Origin of the sequence: Nonomuraea rosea, assembly GCF_039539705.1 — a bacterium.
Classification (GTDB): Bacteria; Actinomycetota; Actinomycetes; order Streptosporangiales; family Streptosporangiaceae; genus Nonomuraea; species Nonomuraea rosea.
In genome coordinates this window covers 227862-244092 of the sequence record NZ_BAABDQ010000009.1, presented here as the reverse complement: position 1 = coordinate 244092, position 16231 = coordinate 227862, and the positions used below count along the sequence as shown (strand labels likewise).

The 16231-nt window shown below is 69.7% G+C and carries 17 protein-coding genes; 11 read left to right on the top strand and 6 right to left on the bottom strand.

The genetic code is table 11. The features are described from left to right. Positions 1–660 precede the first annotated feature (660 nt). Entirely contained in the window at positions 661–1026 is a 366-nt protein-coding gene (locus ABEA43_RS23010) for an STAS domain-containing protein (RefSeq protein WP_345564707.1), read from the top strand. Positions 1027–1264: 238 nt separating this feature from the next. Here the strand turns inward: ABEA43_RS23010 and ABEA43_RS23005 are convergent, their stop codons facing one another. Continuing rightward, on the bottom strand, positions 1265–1687 hold the full coding sequence (locus ABEA43_RS23005; protein WP_345564706.1) for a MarR family winged helix-turn-helix transcriptional regulator: 423 nt from the start codon (positions 1685–1687) through the stop codon (positions 1265–1267). Positions 1688–1755: 68 nt separating this feature from the next. On the opposite strand from ABEA43_RS23005, the gene ABEA43_RS23000 reads away from it, so the two are divergent. The 3 genes from ABEA43_RS23000 (at position 1756) to ABEA43_RS22990 (ending at position 4509) form a co-directional block, all read left to right on the top strand. Beyond that, on the top strand, positions 1756–2397 hold the full coding sequence (locus tag ABEA43_RS23000; protein WP_345564704.1) for an MBL fold metallo-hydrolase: 642 nt from the start codon (positions 1756–1758) through the stop codon (positions 2395–2397). 283 nt (positions 2398–2680) lie between these two features. Beyond that, positions 2681–3361 carry an L-2-amino-thiazoline-4-carboxylic acid hydrolase gene (locus ABEA43_RS22995; protein WP_345564703.1) on the top strand — a complete coding sequence of 227 codons (681 nt, stop codon included), beginning with the start codon at positions 2681–2683 and terminating at the stop codon, positions 3359–3361. A 194-nt stretch (positions 3362–3555) separates the two neighbouring features. Beyond that, positions 3556–4509: an Acg family FMN-binding oxidoreductase gene (locus ABEA43_RS22990; protein WP_345564701.1), complete on the top strand. Its 954-nt coding sequence runs from the start codon at positions 3556–3558 to the stop codon at positions 4507–4509. 12 nt (positions 4510–4521) lie between these two features. Here ABEA43_RS22990 and ABEA43_RS22985 read toward each other — a convergent pair whose 3' ends face one another. From ABEA43_RS22985 to ABEA43_RS22965, 5 genes are all read right to left on the bottom strand, one after another. Continuing rightward, entirely contained in the window at positions 4522–5184 is a 663-nt protein-coding gene (locus ABEA43_RS22985; RefSeq protein ID WP_345564699.1) for a CBS domain-containing protein, read from the bottom strand. 111 nt (positions 5185–5295) lie between these two features. Continuing rightward, positions 5296–6279 (bottom strand): type I glyceraldehyde-3-phosphate dehydrogenase, encoded by a 984-nt coding sequence (gap, locus tag ABEA43_RS22980; protein WP_345564696.1) that lies wholly within the window; start codon positions 6277–6279, stop codon positions 5296–5298. 343 nt (positions 6280–6622) lie between these two features. Then, a complete protein-coding gene (locus ABEA43_RS22975) occupies positions 6623–7672 on the bottom strand; it encodes a class I fructose-bisphosphate aldolase (RefSeq protein WP_345564695.1) in 1050 nt (349 codons plus the stop codon). Between the two features lie 68 nt (positions 7673–7740). Beyond that, a complete protein-coding gene (locus tag ABEA43_RS22970; protein WP_345564694.1) occupies positions 7741–8853 on the bottom strand; it encodes a Glu/Leu/Phe/Val family dehydrogenase in 1113 nt (370 codons plus the stop codon). Between the two features lie 73 nt (positions 8854–8926). Further along, positions 8927–10132 (bottom strand): NAD(P)/FAD-dependent oxidoreductase, encoded by a 1206-nt coding sequence (locus tag ABEA43_RS22965; RefSeq protein ID WP_345564692.1) that lies wholly within the window; start codon positions 10130–10132, stop codon positions 8927–8929. Between the two features lie 316 nt (positions 10133–10448). On the opposite strand from ABEA43_RS22965, the gene ABEA43_RS22960 reads away from it, so the two are divergent. The 7 genes from ABEA43_RS22960 (at position 10449) to ABEA43_RS22930 (ending at position 16215) form a co-directional block, all read left to right on the top strand. Further along, positions 10449–11111: a CBS domain-containing protein gene (locus ABEA43_RS22960; RefSeq protein ID WP_345564690.1), complete on the top strand. Its 663-nt coding sequence runs from the start codon at positions 10449–10451 to the stop codon at positions 11109–11111. Between the two features lie 75 nt (positions 11112–11186). Then, positions 11187–11879 carry a CBS domain-containing protein gene (locus tag ABEA43_RS22955; protein WP_345564689.1) on the top strand — a complete coding sequence of 231 codons (693 nt, stop codon included), beginning with the start codon at positions 11187–11189 and terminating at the stop codon, positions 11877–11879. A 1-nt stretch (position 11880) separates the two neighbouring features. After that, positions 11881–12954: a 4Fe-4S dicluster domain-containing protein gene (locus ABEA43_RS22950; protein WP_345564688.1), complete on the top strand. Its 1074-nt coding sequence runs from the start codon at positions 11881–11883 to the stop codon at positions 12952–12954. Further along, a complete protein-coding gene (locus tag ABEA43_RS22945) occupies positions 12951–13754 on the top strand; it encodes an FAD/NAD(P)-binding protein (protein ID WP_345564686.1) in 804 nt (267 codons plus the stop codon). The genes ABEA43_RS22950 and ABEA43_RS22945 overlap by 4 nt, the downstream gene beginning before the upstream one ends. Continuing rightward, positions 13751–14500 carry an NADH-quinone oxidoreductase subunit B family protein gene (locus tag ABEA43_RS22940; RefSeq protein ID WP_345564684.1) on the top strand — a complete coding sequence of 250 codons (750 nt, stop codon included), beginning with the start codon at positions 13751–13753 and terminating at the stop codon, positions 14498–14500. Before ABEA43_RS22945 ends, ABEA43_RS22940 begins: the two co-directional genes overlap by 4 nt. Continuing rightward, a complete protein-coding gene (locus ABEA43_RS22935) occupies positions 14490–15773 on the top strand; it encodes a Ni/Fe hydrogenase subunit alpha (RefSeq protein ID WP_345564682.1) in 1284 nt (427 codons plus the stop codon). The genes ABEA43_RS22940 and ABEA43_RS22935 overlap by 11 nt, the downstream gene beginning before the upstream one ends. Next, complete coding sequence (locus tag ABEA43_RS22930; RefSeq protein ID WP_345564680.1) at positions 15766–16215, top strand: hydrogenase maturation protease; 450 nt, start codon at positions 15766–15768, stop codon at positions 16213–16215. Before ABEA43_RS22935 ends, ABEA43_RS22930 begins: the two co-directional genes overlap by 8 nt. The last annotated feature ends 16 nt before the right edge of the window (positions 16216–16231 follow it).

Sequence of the window (16231 nt, the reverse complement as noted above, 5' to 3'; positions counted from 1 at the left end):
CGCAGCAGGTCGTTCTCCCGCGCCTGGGTGTGGAGGGCGGCGTCCCGAGATCGGCACGTCGGCGATGCTGAGCAGCGAGAATGTGGTTTGCCTGCCGGGCCGCTACGACGACACGCGACGGCTCCGCGAAATGGGCTGCACCGCCCGCCTCAGCACACAGGCAGCAAAAGACCTCGCTCCCTTGCTCACCCCCGCCCCAGACCACCGCCCGTGGCTGGAGACATTCCCGCCTGACTGGGCCGCCGGGCGTGAGCGCCTGTTCTAAGGCTTGTGATCTTCCGTGAGAATTATTGGTGGACAAACATCGTGTTTCGCTGACTACGTAGCGCAGCATCTTGGCTACTGGTATTCCGGAGGGTGCGGGGCAGCGTTCTGGAGGGGGGCTTGACCCGCAGGGGGGTGTCCGGCCGGTAGCAGTTGCGGCGGCCGGACACCCTCCACTCGACGTAAGTCATGGGCTGCTGTCCTGGGGTGTGGTGGTGTGAGCGGGCGTTCGGCGGCGCGCGGGTGCGGTGTTCCGCTCGGCGCGATGCCGTGGACATGATCTGTCTGATCGTCACGGCTGCTCGTTAGTGCGCGCGGCCTACAGAGGGCTACTCTTTCTCCGTGGCCGCGCTGTAGTGGCCGCTGGGCATTGCTCGGTTAGCCGGGAGGTCTGCGATGACACCGCTGACGCTGACCCACCAGAACTTGCCCGGGGTGACCATGATCATGGTGGCCGGGGAGCTGGACATCACCAACCATGAGCAGTTGCTCACATTCATGGTCCAAGCCCGCCAGCGGCCGGCCGATCAGGTGGTCTTCGACCTGACAGAGCTGAGATTCATGGACAGCAGCGGCCTGCGGGCCGTACTGGCCTGCCGCAGCGACGCTCTCCAGTGCGGGGGTGATGTGCGGGTAGCGGCGCCTCGGCCCGGCCCGGCCCAGCTGTTCGAGATCACCGGAATCGATCTTCGCATGAGCGTGCATGTCACGGTCGAGCAGGCCCTGTTCATCGCGATGAAAGCGGCCGAGCCTGCCACTTGACCCCCGTTGGCCTGGCGTGGGGCTGTGTTGAGTGCGCCCACTGCGAGACGATGTACGGGAGGCGTCGTCGCGGTGATCTGTGTGGGCCGACCTGCTGGAGAAGTCCGGGCGGCACCGCATTCTCATGGAGATCAAGGCCGCCAGCGGTGACGCCGGTGAGAACCTGGCCACGGCTTTTTGACGGTCAGCGAGGACGAGGCCTGGCGGTCGCGGATCAGCGCGCCCCATGGCGCACCGATCACCGTCCGGTCATGCGGGTGGTCAGGCGGGCCAGCAGGGAGACGCACTCCCGGAGCCGCTGCTGCTCGTCGGAGCTGAGCGTGTCGCGGATGGCGGTGTTGAGCCAGGTGGCGCGCTGTGCGCGTTCTTGCTGGAGACGGGTACGGCCGTGGTCGGTGATGTGCAGCAGGAGCTTGCGGCCGTCACGGGGATGAGGCTCGGCCCGCACCCAATCGTTGCCGAGGAGCTCCTTAACGGACTTGGCGGCTGACTGGTGGGTCACGCCGCGCAGGTGGGCAAGGTCGGCCGTGGTCCGCGGGCCACCGCGATCGAGGTGGCCGAGGATGGCAGCCTCTCCGGAGGGCATGGTGTCCGCGGCCCGCACGGCGCGGACCAGCTCCCCGATCACCTGCCGCAGGTCTTCAGCCAGCTCGTCCTTCATGGCTCCATCCTACTCTTATTATGTAACCAAGTTGTACAGTTTGGTTGCATAGTTTGGAGAGTGGGGACATGCGTCTCACCAAGTTCGGCCACGCCTGCGTCCGTGTTGAGAAGGACGGCCGCCACCTGATCATCGACCCAGGCGGCCTGACCGACCCGCAGGCGCTGGACGGCGCCGACGCGGTCCTGGTCACCCACGAACACTTCGATCACTTCTCCGACGAGACACTGCGGAGAGCCGCCCAGAGCAACCCGACCCTGAAGATCTGGACCAACACCTCCGTCGCCAGGCGGCTGGACGGCCTCGGCGCCCGGGTCGCCCCCGTCGGTGAAGGGGAGGTCTTCACCGCGGCCGGCTTCGACGTGAAGGTCTACGGGACCTGGCACGCCCTCATCCACCCCGACATCCCGCGCGTCGGCAACATCGGCTTCCTCGTCGACGACGCCCTGTTCCACCCCGGAGACGCGCTCACCGTCCCGGACACCACCGTCGACACCCTGCTCCTGCCCGTGCACGGCCCCTGGTCCACCACCGGACAGCTCATCGACTACGTGCGCGCGGTGGCCCCGCGGCAGTCCTACGCCATCCACGACGGCGCCCTCAACGAGGTCGGCACCGCGATGATCGGCGGCTTCCTGGGCAGCGACGGTCCCGGCGTCGGGGCCCGCTACAGCCGCCTGACCGCAGGCGCGTCCGTCGAGATCGGCTGAGGTCGCGGCACGCGGCCCTGGAGAGGCCGTCCCTGTCGCCGAACGCGATGGTGGATGATCGGCGCCGGACCGCAGCTCTGCCCGGCGATGGAGCCGGGATCCGGCGAGTGGACGTGATTCTCGCAGGCGTGCCAGACTGACGGCGACACATCAACAAAGCTTGTCAGCGCCTGGTCGGTCGGTGGAGTGCGCTGGCGTGCTCGCTCGGCGCGAGCACGGCCAGTCACGCCTCCACGCGGGACTGCGTTCGTGTACGCACCGAGCCGTACACGAAAGGATCGTCATGTCCACCGACCAGTTCGGCCTCGCCGGAGGCGGCTACGTCCCCGATCCCGATCGCGACACGACGCTGCTCCTCAACGCGTTCTACGACCACCTCGCCGCGGCTCTGCGCGAGCACACGCTCTCCGCAGATCTCACGACCGCCATGCGGGCACGTCAGGAAGAGCTCGAAGCAGCGAACAAGTCCCTGATCGTCGATGAGCCCGCCCGCCACAACCTGCGCCTTACCCTGGCCCTGGTGGCGGCCTACGACCTCCTCCTGCCCAGGCTGGGCCAGGAGACAGCCATCGCCGTCGTACGCACGTCCTTCATCGAACCGCTCGGCGAATCCATGAAGGAGGGCACCCGGGCGATGCTCGACAATGCGCCTGACGCTTTCCGCACCATGGTGGAGCTGAGCAAATCGCGCGAGGAGCACGCGTTCGGCAAGGGGTTCGTCTTCGACCGGCCGGTGGACGACGACGAGCGCTATTACCTCGACGTACGCCGGTGCTTCTACCACGACGTCCTGGTCGCCAACTCGGCATCGGAACTCACGCCGACCATGTGCGCATTCGACGCCAACTGGATCGAGGCCATCGAACCCGGCAAGCACGGCTTCCGATTCGACCGCCACACCACCATCGGCACGGGCGGTACGTCTTGCCCCTTCCACTTCAGCCGGACCGAAGAAGCGGGCTGACGCCTTAAGAGGCCGGGTCGCCCGGGGGCGCGATTCCCCGGGCGACCTGGCTTCTAAGGTGAGCCACGGCGTATCACACCCCAGGCCTACGGTGCAGCGCGTGCCCGGCGAAGGACCTTCGGCCGCCATGGCGGGCCGTCCGGCACTCACGGCGCCCACGCCGGTGCGGCAGCGTCGGTCGCAGGAGGTGCGTGATGTTCTCTTCACTTGCTACCGAGCTCGGCGTCCGACGGCTGCTGGTGGCGGCCGGTCAGGCTCCGTCGGTGCTCAACACCCAGCCATGGCGCTTCCGCGTGGTCCGCCGGGAGTTCGTCGAGGTGTTCGCCGATCCTGACCGGCGGTTGCGGGTCAGCGATCCGCGCGGGCGCAACCAGTACGTGAGCTGCGGCGCGGCCCTGTTCAACCTGCGTCTGGCGATCCGCACGGCCGGGCAGCGGCCGATGGTGTGGCTGCTGCCGTCACCCGAGGAGGAGCCCGGCCTGCTGGCGGCCGTACGCATGGGCGGGGCGTCGCCCGCTATGGACGAGCACCGTGAGCTGTACGACCTCATCTCCGTGCGCCGCACCAGTCGCCGGCCCTTCGCCGACCAGCGTCTGCCCCGCGCGGTGCTGGCCGAGCTCCGGGTCGCCGCCTCGCGCGAGGGCGCGACGCTCATCCCTCTCGACCGCCACGCCACGGCCGACATGCTCGACTACGCCGCCATCGCCGAGGACGAGCTCGCTCGTGACCACGAGTACCGCGCCGAACTGGCCGCCTGGACGATGCCTGGCGCACGTTACGACGGACTGCCCGGTTGCACCCATGGGCCGCACGCGCTTGAGGATCCCTCTCCTCTCAGGGACTTCGGGCGCCAGGAAGGCGAGGCGCGGTTCGAGGAACGGCCGCAGCTCGCGGTGCTGACCACGATGGGCGATCGGCCCGTCGACTGGCTCAAGGCGGGCCAGGCGTTGCAGCGGGTGCTGCTGGTCGCGGCCAGAAACGATGTGTCGGCGTCGTTCTTGAACCAGTCTCTGGACCTCCGCGATATCCGCCAGCGCCGTGACCCCCATCACCGGCGCGGACACCCTCAAATGATCATCCGGCTCGGCTACGGGCCGTACGTGGCCCGCAGCCCACGCCGTCCCGCGGCCGAACTGGAAACCGGCTGACGCGTTCACGAGCTACAGCAGCGGCGGGACGATGACGAGGTCGAGGTCGTCCTCGCTCACGGTCACCTCGCACACCACGTCGATGACGCCTTCGATCGCCCTGACCGCCTTGGTCAGGGCGATGACCTGCGACCTCGTCCCGGCCTCGCCGCTGATCGTGACCACGCCGCCGTCGACGTCGACGGAGAAGCGCTCCGGTTCCGTCAGCACGGCCTGGACCTCCGCTTTGAGCTCATCGGCCGGGCGCGCGAAGATACTCAGGACATCCCGCTGGTGCAGCGTGCCGACGATCCGCCCGGTGGCCGGGTCGATGACGGGCAGCTGCTTGATGCGCCTGGCGTGCATCAGCCGGGCCGCGTCCCGCACGAGGGTGCCGGGGGTGACGGTGATCGCCGGCGCGGTCATGAGGTGTGCCGCGGTCACCGCCGCGGCCTTGTGGTGCTCCTGGCGTTGCTTACGGGATTCGAAGATCGTCACGCTGTGCCGTACCGGGTCGGCCTCTTTGAGCAGGAGGTCGTCCTCGGAGACCACTCCCACCGGCCGCCGTTCGACGTCGATCACGGTGACCGCGCCGACCGCGAAGCGCTTCATCGCGGCCACGATCTCGGCGAACGAAGCGCTTTCCAGCACCGCGATGGCCACACGGCCCATGACATCCTTGACTTCGATCGACATGATGTCCACCTCGCTTTCGCCTCCCACACTCCCCCTCTCCAGGCTCGACCGGCAGCAGCGAAGGTCCCGGATGCCGGGGCCTTAGGTCCTGGCCGCTTCCGGAGGTGGCCCTCACACCATCCGCTGGGCCATCTCCACGAGGCGGTTGGCGTAGCCCCACTCGTTGTCGTACCAGCCGAAGACCTTGACCAGGTCGCCGTTCGCCTGGGTCAGGCCGGAGTCGAACACGCACGAGGCGGCGTCGCCGACGATGTCACGGGAGACGAGCGGGTCGGTGCTGTAGCGCAGGATGCCGTGCAGCACGTCCTGGGCCGCCTCGGCGAAAGCGCCGTTGACCTCCGACGCGGTGACCGGGCGGCTGAGCTGGGCGGACAGGTCCGTGATGGAGCCGTCTTCGACGGGCACTCTGATGGCGATGCCGTCCAGACGGCCGTTGAGCTCGGGCAGGACCTGGCCGACCATGCGGGCGGCGCCGGTGGTGGTGGGCACGATGTTGACGGCGGCCGAGCGGGCCCGGCGCGGGTCCTTGTGGGGGGCGTCGAGCAGCATCTGGTCGCCGGTGTAGGCGTGGATGGTGGTCATGAAGCCGCGTACGAACCCGAAGTGCTCGTGCAGGACCTTGACCATCGGCGCCACGCAGTTCGTGGTGCACGAGGCCAGCGAGACGATCTGGTGACGGGCCGGGTCGTAGGCGGCGTCGTTGACGCCCGGGACGATGGTGGCGTCCAGGCCCTTGCCCGGAGCTGAGAGCAGGACCCTGCGGGCGCCGGCCTTCAGGTGGGCCTCCAGGGCTTGCCTGGTGCGGAAGCGTCCGGTCGCGTCGATGACCAGGTCGACATCGTGGGCTCGCCAGGCGATCTCCGCCGGGTCGGCGCAGCTGCTGACGGCTATGGTCCTGCCGTTGACCTCGATCGCCTCGGCGGTGGCCGTGACGGGCAGATCCAGGGGCCCGTACGTGGAGTCATGTTTGAGCAGGTGGGCCAGCGCGGCCGGGGCGGCGATGTCGTTGATGGCGACGATGTCCAGGTCGGTGCGCAGCGCGCGACGCAGGACGGCTCTGCCGATCCTGCCGAACCCGTTGATTCCGATTCTCATGCCTTCATCGTCCGGCGCTCCGGGCTCTCCGCTTAGAGGCGACAGTCCGCACGACGCAGGACTTTCGACCCTGAATCGGTGGCGGTCCGAGAGGAACATGAGGACACCCGCCGGGCGATGGGCGGTCCCGCCCGTGCAACCGGACTCGCCATTTGTGACTGCCGGCCACTACTACCGATCCGCCGCCGGGCGGTGCCACCGCTGGGGATGGGGATCTCACGTGCCTCGGCGGGTGTCCTTCTTCATCCTCGTGGCGGGCGCGGTGCGCGCGTAGGGTCATTGGTCCCTGAGAGCGGGGACCTTCGGCTCAGCCCACCCCAGCCCTGTGGCTCCGAAGAGCGGGTCAGGCCACCGTGACGTCGGGGTCGAGGTAGACGTCCTGTACGGCGTGCAGCAGGTGCACTCCTTCCTCCATCGGCCGCTGGAAGGACTTCCTTCCCACGATCAATCCCATGCCGCCGGCCCGCTTGTTGATCACCGCGGTGCGGACGGCCTGCGCGAGGTCGCTCTGCCCGCCCGAGGCGCCACCGGAGTTGATGAGCCCGACGCGTCCCATGAAGCAGTTGACGACCTGCCAGCGGGTCAGCTCGATCGGGTGCCCGGTGGCCAGTTGCGTGTACACCTTGTCGTGCGTCTTGCCGTACTTCAGCGCCCGGTAGCCGCCGTTCGACTCCGGCTGCTTCTGCTTGACGATGTCGGCCTCGACCGTGGCTGCCAGGTGGTTCGCCTGCCCGGTCAGGTCCGCGCTCAGCTGAAGGTCCACGCCGTCCTTGTAGAACGCCTCGTTGCGCAGGTAAGCCCACAGCACGGTGAACAGACCCAGCTCGTGCGCCTGCTGGAAGGCCTCACGCACCTCCTGGAGCTGCCGCATGCTCTCGGCCGACCCGAAGTACACCGTGGCGCCGACGCCGACCGCGCCCAGGTCGAACGCCTGCCGCGCGGCGGCGAACATCGTCTGGTCGTACCGGTTCGGGTAGGTCAGCAGCTCGTTGTGGTTGAGCTTGACGATGAACGGGACCCGGTGCGCGTACCGGCGCGACACCGCGCCGAGCACCCCCAGCGTCGAGGCGATCGCGTTGCAGCCGCCCTCCACGGCCAGCTCGCACAGGCGCATGGGGTCGAAGTAGGCGGGATTGGGCGCGAACGAGGCCGCGCCCGAATGTTCGATGCCCTGGTCGACCGGCAGGATGGACAGATAGCCGCTGCCCGCGAGCCGTCCGGTGTCGAAGACGTGCTGCAGGTTGCGCAGCACCGCCGGGCTGCGGTCGGTGTCGGCCACGACTCGGCTCACGAAGTCCGGCCCCGGTAGGTGCAGCGACTCGCGGGCCACGCCCGTGGCACTGTGTTCGAGCAGGTATCCGGCCTCGTCTCCGAGCAGTTCTTTCAGATCCATGTCGGCTCCTTCCCATGTCGTCTCCACGCCCGGCGCTCACCGCCGGCGCGTACGGGTGCCGGTCGGCGTCAGAAGCGGCGCCGGTAGCCGCCTGCGGCGCGCAAGCGGCTCATCGCCATCGCGGTGGCGGCCTCGCGGGGCGGCACATCGCCGGCGTCGAGCCGGTCGACCAGCTCGGCCGTGTTCGCGCGGATCTTCTCCTCGATCGCGGCGAAGGCCTGCGCGCGATTGCCGCCCTGCTGCTCCACGGCAGCGCAGATGACTCCGCCGGCGTTGGCGAGGATGTCCGGGACGCACAGGACGCCGCGGCGGTGGAAGATGTGCTCGGCCTCGGCGGTGGCGGGGATGTTCGCACCTTGCAGGATCACCTTGGCCCGCACGCGCGCGGCGTTGCCCGCGGTGAAGACGTCGGGTCCGGCGGCGGGCACGAGCAGGTCGCACTTCTGCCACAGGATTTCGTCACGGTCGCGGGCGGTTCCTCCCGGGAACGCGGCGACCGGTTTCCCCGCTCGTTTCGCGGCGAGCAGCGCCTCCACGTCGAGGCCCGCATCCTGGTGGACGGCGCCCGCGATGTCGGAGACGGCGATGATCCTGGCGCCTCGTTCGGCCAGATACCTGGCCGCGTGCGTCCCGACGGCGCCGAACCCCTGGACGACCACACGGGCCCCGTCCAGCTCGATGATCTTGTCGGCGGCCAGCGCCTCTGCGCAGCAGGCCAGCCCGTATCCGGTGGCGCCCAGCTCGTCCAGCGGGATGCCGCCCAGCACCGACGGCAACCCCACGGCGCGTCCGATCTCGTCGTGGACGACCGCCATGCAGCCCTCGTCGGTGCCCATGTCAGGCCCCGGAATGTAGTCGGTGAGCTGCTCGATCGCGCGGGCGAAGGCGCGCATCGCGGGATAACGCGACTCCCCGTCCGGACACGGCGGCAGATAGATGCCGGATTTGCCGCCGCCGTAGGGCAGGCCCGCCGCGGCGTTCTTCAGCGTCATCGCCCTGGCCAGCCTGGCCACCTCCGACACGGACACCGACGGCGACCAGCGCACTCCGCCCATGGCCGGGCCGAGCGCGAGGTTGTCCACCACGACCACAGCGGCCATGTGCGGCATCGGCCGCAGGAACACCACCTTGGCCGGGCCCAGCTCATCGGCCTGCCACGCGGCTGTGATCTCACGTGCCACGACTCTCATCTCCTCCGGATCCCGTGTGCGCGCGGACCCTCCGGGTTGTCCCAGGAACGGCGCGGCCTGCCGGTCAAGGCAGCCGGACGTAGCCGTGACGCGTCTTCCACAGGAAGTACTTCTCGAACATGACCTTGGCGGCGTGCGACTGAGGTCCCGGGATCATCACGCCGAACTTGCGCGGCGGCAGCATCCGGTCGGCCAGGATCAGCACGCCGTTGTTGCCGGCGTCCATCACGCAGACGGCCGGGATGGCGCCGAACTCCTTGTGCTTCGCCGGCTCCTCCCCACGGATCTGTGCCGCGATGTTGGCGGCCGCCACGCGAGCCTGGACCTCGGTGGGGAAACCCGTCTTGGGCACGCCCACCGGGATGGCGGCGGTCCACGGCACCTGGACGGCGGCGGCGACGCCCACGGCGTAGATGTCGGGGAAGCCCCGCGACTGGTAGGTGTCGCGTACGGGGACGAATCCCGCCTCGTCGGCCAGGCCCGGCACGGTCCGCACCACTTCCTGGCCGGTGAACGGCGGCACGATCATCGCGTACGCGTAAGGCAGGTCCCTGCCGTCGGCCAGCCGCAGCTTGCCGGACGCGATCTCCTCCATGGCGACCCCGGTGACGGCCTCGATGCCCTCCTTCTTCAGGAAGAGCTTGAGCAGCTTCTCGCCGCCGGGCAGCCCGCCGATGCCGAAGTGGCCGAGGAAGGGCTCGGTGGTCACGTACGTGAGCGGCACCCGCCCGCGCAGCCCCGCCTTCTTGAGCTGGTAGGAGGTGTTGAACAGGAACTCGTACGCCGCGCCGAAGCAGCCCGCGCCCTGCGTCGCGCCGATCACGACGGGGCCGGGAGCGTCCAGGAAGCCGCGCCACCCCTCCCCCGCCCGGATGGCATCGGCCAGCGTGGTGATCGTGTAGGCGCCGTCGGCGTCGGCGAAGCCGGGCAGCGCGTCGAAGGTGTTGCGGTATCCGGTGGCGATGACCAGATAGTCATAGGGCAGGACGCCCTTGGTGGTGTGCACGAGGCGCGCCCGCGCATCGATCGACGTGGCCGCGGCGTGCACGAACTCGACGCCGTGCATCCCGAACGTCGGCGCGAGGGCGAACGTGATGTCAGCCGGACGCCGCTTGCCGAACGGCAGCCAGATCAGCGACGGGGTGAACAGGAAGCGGTCCGACTCCGCCACGACGGTGACATCGACGTCCTCCTCCAGCTCGTGCCGGACACCGAGGGCGACGTGCAGCCCGCCGAAGTTGCCTCCCAGCACCAGGACTTTCTTCCGCATATGGATCACCTTCCTGCACTCCACTGTGGCAAGCGGGCCGCAGGCGGGGTACGCGCGAAGGTCCCGAGTCAAGCGGCGATGGTCCCGGCTCCCTGCCCAGACGCCGGGAGATCGTGGACTTTCGCCTCTGACGGAGCGGCCGTGGGCGGGCGTGAGATGGAGGTGGAGGCAGAGCAGCGCCGCACGCTGACCAAGGACCGCCACCGATCGGGACTTCCGGCCCTAGGTCCGGCCGACGCGCCGAGCTGTGATGGAGGCGACCGGACAAGAGGAAGACGGCGCAGAACCCAGAGAAGAGAGCTGGCTCACCATGCACATGACCGTCGCGGACGTGATGACGACCAAGGTCGTCTCCGTCACCGCCGCCACGCCGTTCAAGGACATCGCCGAGGCGCTCATCACCGGCGGCATCAGCGCCGTGCCGGTGCTGGACGACGACAACCATGTGATCGGCATGGTGTCCGAGGCCGACCTGCTGCGCAAGGAGGAGTTCCGCGAGCAGTACTACCGCGAGGGCTACCATCCGCCGCTGCGCGCCCGGCTGCGCCACCCCAAAGGCCGGAAGAAGGCCGCCGGCGACACCGCCGCCGAGCTCATGACCAGCCCCGCAGTCACCGTCTACCCCGAGGCCTCCGCAGTGGCGGCCGCCCGCCTCATGGACGCCCACGACGTCAAGCGGCTCGCCGTCACCGACTACAACGGCCGTCTGCAGGGCATCGTCAGCCGCCGCGACCTGGTCAAGCTGTTCCTGCGCGGTGACAAGGAGATCGCCGCCGCGGTCCGCGACGACATCCTCGACAGCGCTCTGTGGGTGAACACCGAAGGTGTCCACGTGCAGGTGGATCGGGGCATCGTCACCCTGTCCGGCTGGATGGAGCACCGCACGGAGACCGGCATAGCCGTCCGGATGACCCACCGGGTCAACGGCGTCGTCGACGTGGTCGACAAGCTCACCTGGAAGCAGAACGACTCCGCGTAGGAGGCCAAGTAGCCAGGGCGTGCCCGCCCGCACCGTGCCCGGCGCCGTCCGGGCCAAGCAGTTCAGGAGAACACGATGAGATCAACCGTCTGGGACGTGATGACCACCGACGTGGCCGCCGTCAACCACAACGCCTCCTTCCACACCGTCGCCGAGCTCCTCATCGACAAAGGCGTCAGCGGCCTGCCGGTCCTCGACGACGACAACCACGTCGTCGGCGTCGTCTCCGAAGCCGACCTGCTCGCCAAGGAAGAATTCAAGGAGCGCTACTACGGTGACGACTACCGGCCACCGCTACGCGCCCGCATTCGCCACACCGCCGGCAGCGAGGGCAGCGGCCTGCGCAAATCACTCGGCCAGACCGCCGGCGAGCTCATGAGCACACCCGCCCACGTCACCGACGCCGACGCCCCCGTCGTCACCGCCGCCCGCCTCATGGACCGGTACGGCATCAAACGCCTGCCCGTCACCGACCCCGACGGCCACCTCATCGGCATCGTCACCCGCCGCGACCTGATCAAAGTCTTCCTCCGGCCCGACCACAACATCGAACAAGACGTACGCGAAGCCATCCGCACCGACCTGCACACCATCGACGTCACCGTCGCCGACGGCATCGTCACCCTCACCGGCACCCTGGCCGAACACAGCCAAGCCATCACCGCCATCCGCCTGGCCGAGAACATCGACGGCGTCGTCGCCATCCGCGCCACCCTCGGCTGGAAACACGACGACATCGCCGACCTGCCGGTCTGGGGCGGAGCATGACATGGACCCCGTAGTCCTCGACTCGCTGGACGCGCTGATCGGCGCGTTGCGCGAGCGCGGGTACGCCGTCGTGGGCCCGGCCGTCCGCGACGGCGTGATCCGCTACGCCGAGATCGAATCGGCGGCCGGCCTGCCCGCGGGCTGGACGGACGACCAGCGGCCGGGCGCCTACCGGCTGCGGGAGGGGGCGGACGAGCTGGTCTTCGGGTTCGCCGCGAGCCCCGACTCCGTCAAGCGGTTCACCCACCCGCCGCGCAGCACGCTGTTCCGTATGCGTGACGGCGTGCCCGAGGAGACTCCCGTGGCCGCCCCCAAGGTGGCTCTGCTGGGCGTGCGGGCCTGTGACCTGGCCGGGCTGGCCGTTCAGGATCGGGTGTTCCTGGGCGGCCGGCATCCGGACGAGGCGTATCGTGCGCGCCGGGAGGCTCTGTTCCTGGTCGCGGTCAACTGTGCGGTCCCGGGCGGAACGTGCTTCTGCGCCTCCATGGGGACGGGACCGCAGGCGACCTCCGGTTTCGACCTGGCCCTGACCGAGCTGACCGGGCCGCACCGGTTCCTGACCGAGACCGGCAGCGAACGGGGCACGACGCTGCTGACCACGCTGCCGTCCCGGCCCGCCACCGAAGCCGACCAGGACGCCGCCCGCGCGGTCAGCGAGACGGCCACGCGGTGCATGGGCCGCCAGGTGAACCTCGACGGCGTCAAGGAGCGGCTGGTCGAACAGCGTGAATCCCCTGTCTGGAGCGAGATCGCCTCCCGCTGCCTGACCTGCACGAACTGCACGATGGTCTGCCCCACCTGCTTCTGCACCACGATCGAGGACGGGACGGACCTGGCCGACGGATCGGCCGAACGCTCGGAGCGGTGGGACTCGTGCTTCGCCTTGGACTTCACCGAGCTGGGCGGTGCGGCGGTGCGTTCCTCGGGGTCCGCGCGCTACCGGCAGTGGCTCACGCACAAGTTCTCCACCTGGGTCGACCAGTTCGGCACCTATGGCTGCGTCGGCTGCGGCCGGTGCATCACCTGGTGCCCCACCGGCATCGATCTCACCGAAGAGCTGGAGCGGCTGCGATGATCCCCATCCCGTACCGTGTCCGCTCCAGAAGGCCCGACCGGGCCGACACCGTCACACTCACCCTGGAACCGGTGACCGGCGCGTGCCCGCCGTTCCTGCCCGGCCAGTTCACCATGCTCTACGCGCCAGGTGTGGGCGAGATCCCCATCTCCATCAGCGGCCACGCCCGCTCCGGCGGCTACGTCCAGACCATCCGCTCCGTCGGCGCCGTCAGCCGCGCCCTCTGCCACACGCCCCGCGGGTCGATCGTCGGGGTGCGCGGGCCCTTCGGCACGCATTTCGACCTCTCTCAGGCGGCCGGGCTGGACGTGGTGGTGGCGGCCGGCGGGCTCGGCCTGGCGCCGCTGCGCCCCGTGATCCGCGAGCTCGAAGCGCACGGCGCCCGCTACGGCCGAATCAGCCTGATCGTCGGCACCCGCACCCCCGCCACGCTGATCTACCCGCGTGAACTGGCCCGGTGGAGGCGCGACTTCGACGTGCAGGTCACCGTGGACCATCCGGACCGGACGTGGAAGGGCCCGACCGGGCTGATCACCAAACTGGTCGGCAGGATCGTGTTCGAGCCGCGCCGCACCTACGCCTTCGTGTGCGGCCCCGAGATCATGATGCGCGCCACCGCCGAGGACCTGCTGCGCCGTGGCGTCCCAGCGGAGCGGATCGCGCTGTCGCTGGAGCGGAACATGAAGTGCGGCATCGGCCGCTGCGGCCACTGCCAGCTCGGCCCGCTGTTCACCTGCCTCGACGGCCCTGTCCTGACCTACGACCGAGTGTCCGGCCTGCTGGAGGTGAAACAGCTATGAACAAGCTCGCCGTATGGAAGTTCGCCTCCTGCGACGGCTGTCAGCTCACCCTGCTCGACTGCGAGGACGAGCTGCTGTCGGTGGCCGCCCGTGTCGAGATCGCCTACTTCCTGGAAGCCTCCAGCTCCCGCGGAACGGGCCCGTACGACCTGTCGCTGGTGGAAGGGTCGATCACCACACCCGACGACCTGGAACGGATCAAACACGTCCGCCGCGTCTCCAAGCACCTGGTGACCATCGGGGCGTGCGCCACCGCCGGCGGTGTGCAGGCGCTGCGCGACTTGGCGGACGTACGCGAATTCGCCTCCGTCGTCTACGCGAGGCCCGACTACATCAAGACCCTCGACCGCTCGACCCCGATCTCCGCACACGTACCCGTCGACTTCGAGCTGCGCGGCTGCCCCATCGACAAACGCCAGCTCCTGGAGGTCATCGGCGCCTTCCTCGCCGGGCGGCGGCCGGTGGTGCCGGCACACAGCGTCTGCGTCGAGTGCAAAGCCCGCGGCAACCCCTGCGTGCTAGTCGCTCACGGCACGCCGTGTCTCGGCCCGGTCACCCAGGCCGGCTGCGGCGCGCTGTGCCCGGCCTTCAACCGCGGCTGCTTCGGCTGCTTCGGCCCCATGGAGACCCCCAACGCCGCCGCGCTCAATGCGCGGCTGCGCGCGGCCGGCATGGACGACGACGAGCTCGACCGCGTCTACCGCACCTTCAATGTCACCACCTTCGGGAGCAGCAGTGACGCATAAGACCATCCGCGTCGGCGGCCTCACCAGAGTAGAGGGCGAAGGCGCGCTGCTGATCCGCACCCGCGGCAGCCGCATCACCGACCTCCAGCTGCGCATCTACGAACCGCCGCGCTTCTTCGAGGCGCTGCTGCGCGGGCGCGCCTTCACCGAGCCGCCCGACATCACCGCCCGCATCTGCGGCATCTGCCCCGTCGCCTATCAGATGAGCGCCTGCCAGGCCCTGGAGTCGGCCTGCGGCGTCACCGTCGACGGCGCGCTGCGTGACCTGCGGCTCCTGCTGTACTACGGCGAGTGGATCGAGTCCCACGCCCTGCACATCTACCTGCTGCACGCCCCCGACTTCCTCGGCTACCCCAGCGGCGTCGCCATGGCCGCCGACCACCGGCCGCTCGTGGAGCGCGGCCTGGCCCTGAAGAAGGCGGGCAACGAGCTGGTCGCCGCGGTCGGCGGACGTGCCATCCACCCGATCAACGTCAAATTGGGCGGCTTCTACCGCGCGCCCGCCGATCTCAGCTCCGTCGCCGGACAGCTTCAGAACGCGCTGCAGGCGGCGCTGGCCACCGTCGAGTGGGTCAGCGGCTTCGACTTTCCCGACGTCGAGCACGACTATCACTTCCTGGCGCTGCGTCACCCCACCGAGTACGCCATCCTGTCCGGCGACGTCGCCGTCAGCGACGGCACCGCCTTCCCCGTCGCCGAGTGGCCGCAGCACGTCGTCGAGGAGCAGGTGCCGCATTCCACCGCGCTGCACGCCCGCCTCGACGGCCGCCCTGGCTACCTCACCGGCCCGCTGGCCCGCTACGCGCTCAACGCCCCGCGCCTGTCTCCCCTCGCGTTGCGCGCCGCCGCCGACGCCGGGCTCGGCCGAGTGTGCCGCAACCCGTTCCGCAGCATCATCGTCCGCGCCGTGGAGATCGTGCACGCCTGCGAGGAGGCGCTCCGCATCATCGACCGGTACGTCCCGCCGGATCCGCCGGCGCTGCCTGTCACGGCGCGTCCCGGCGAAGGCCACGGTGCTTCGGAGGCCCCGCGGGGCACCCTCTACCACCGCTACCGGATCGACGACGCCGGCCTGATCGCCGAGGCCGACATCGTCCCTCCGACGGCCCAGAACCAGGCCCGCATCGAAGCCGACCTGCACGCCCTCGTCGAGCCTCGCCTCGGCCTGCCCGTCCCCGAGCTCACCGAGCTCTGCGAGCGCGCCATCCGCAACCACGACCCGTGCATCTCCTGCTCGGCTCACTTCCTCGACCTGCGTCTCCACCATGACTAGGACCGTGGTCATCGGGCTCGGCAACGACTACCGGGGGGACGACGGCGCCGGGCTCGCCGTGGCCCGGCTGCTGTGCGGCATGGGCGTATCCGCCGTGGAGAACGGCGGCGACCCGGCCGAGCTCATCGAGGCCTGGACGGGAGCCGACGTCGCCATCGTGATCGATGCCGCCGGCTCGGGCGAGCCGCCGGGCACCGTCCGGTGTCATCGTTCTCTCGGCCACCTGCCCGGCGGCGGCGCGAGCACCCACGCCCTCTCGCTGGCCGACGCCGTGACGCTGGCCGGGATGCTCGACCGGCTGCCCGGGGAACTGGTCGTCTACACCGTGGAAGGGGCCGGGTTCGACCTGGGCGCCGGGATGTCGGAGCCGGTGGCGGCGGCGGTCTCGTGTCTCGCCCGTACGCTCGCGCGGGACCTCGGCGAGCCCCGCGCCCGCGCGTGACCCGGGCGAGCCGTCC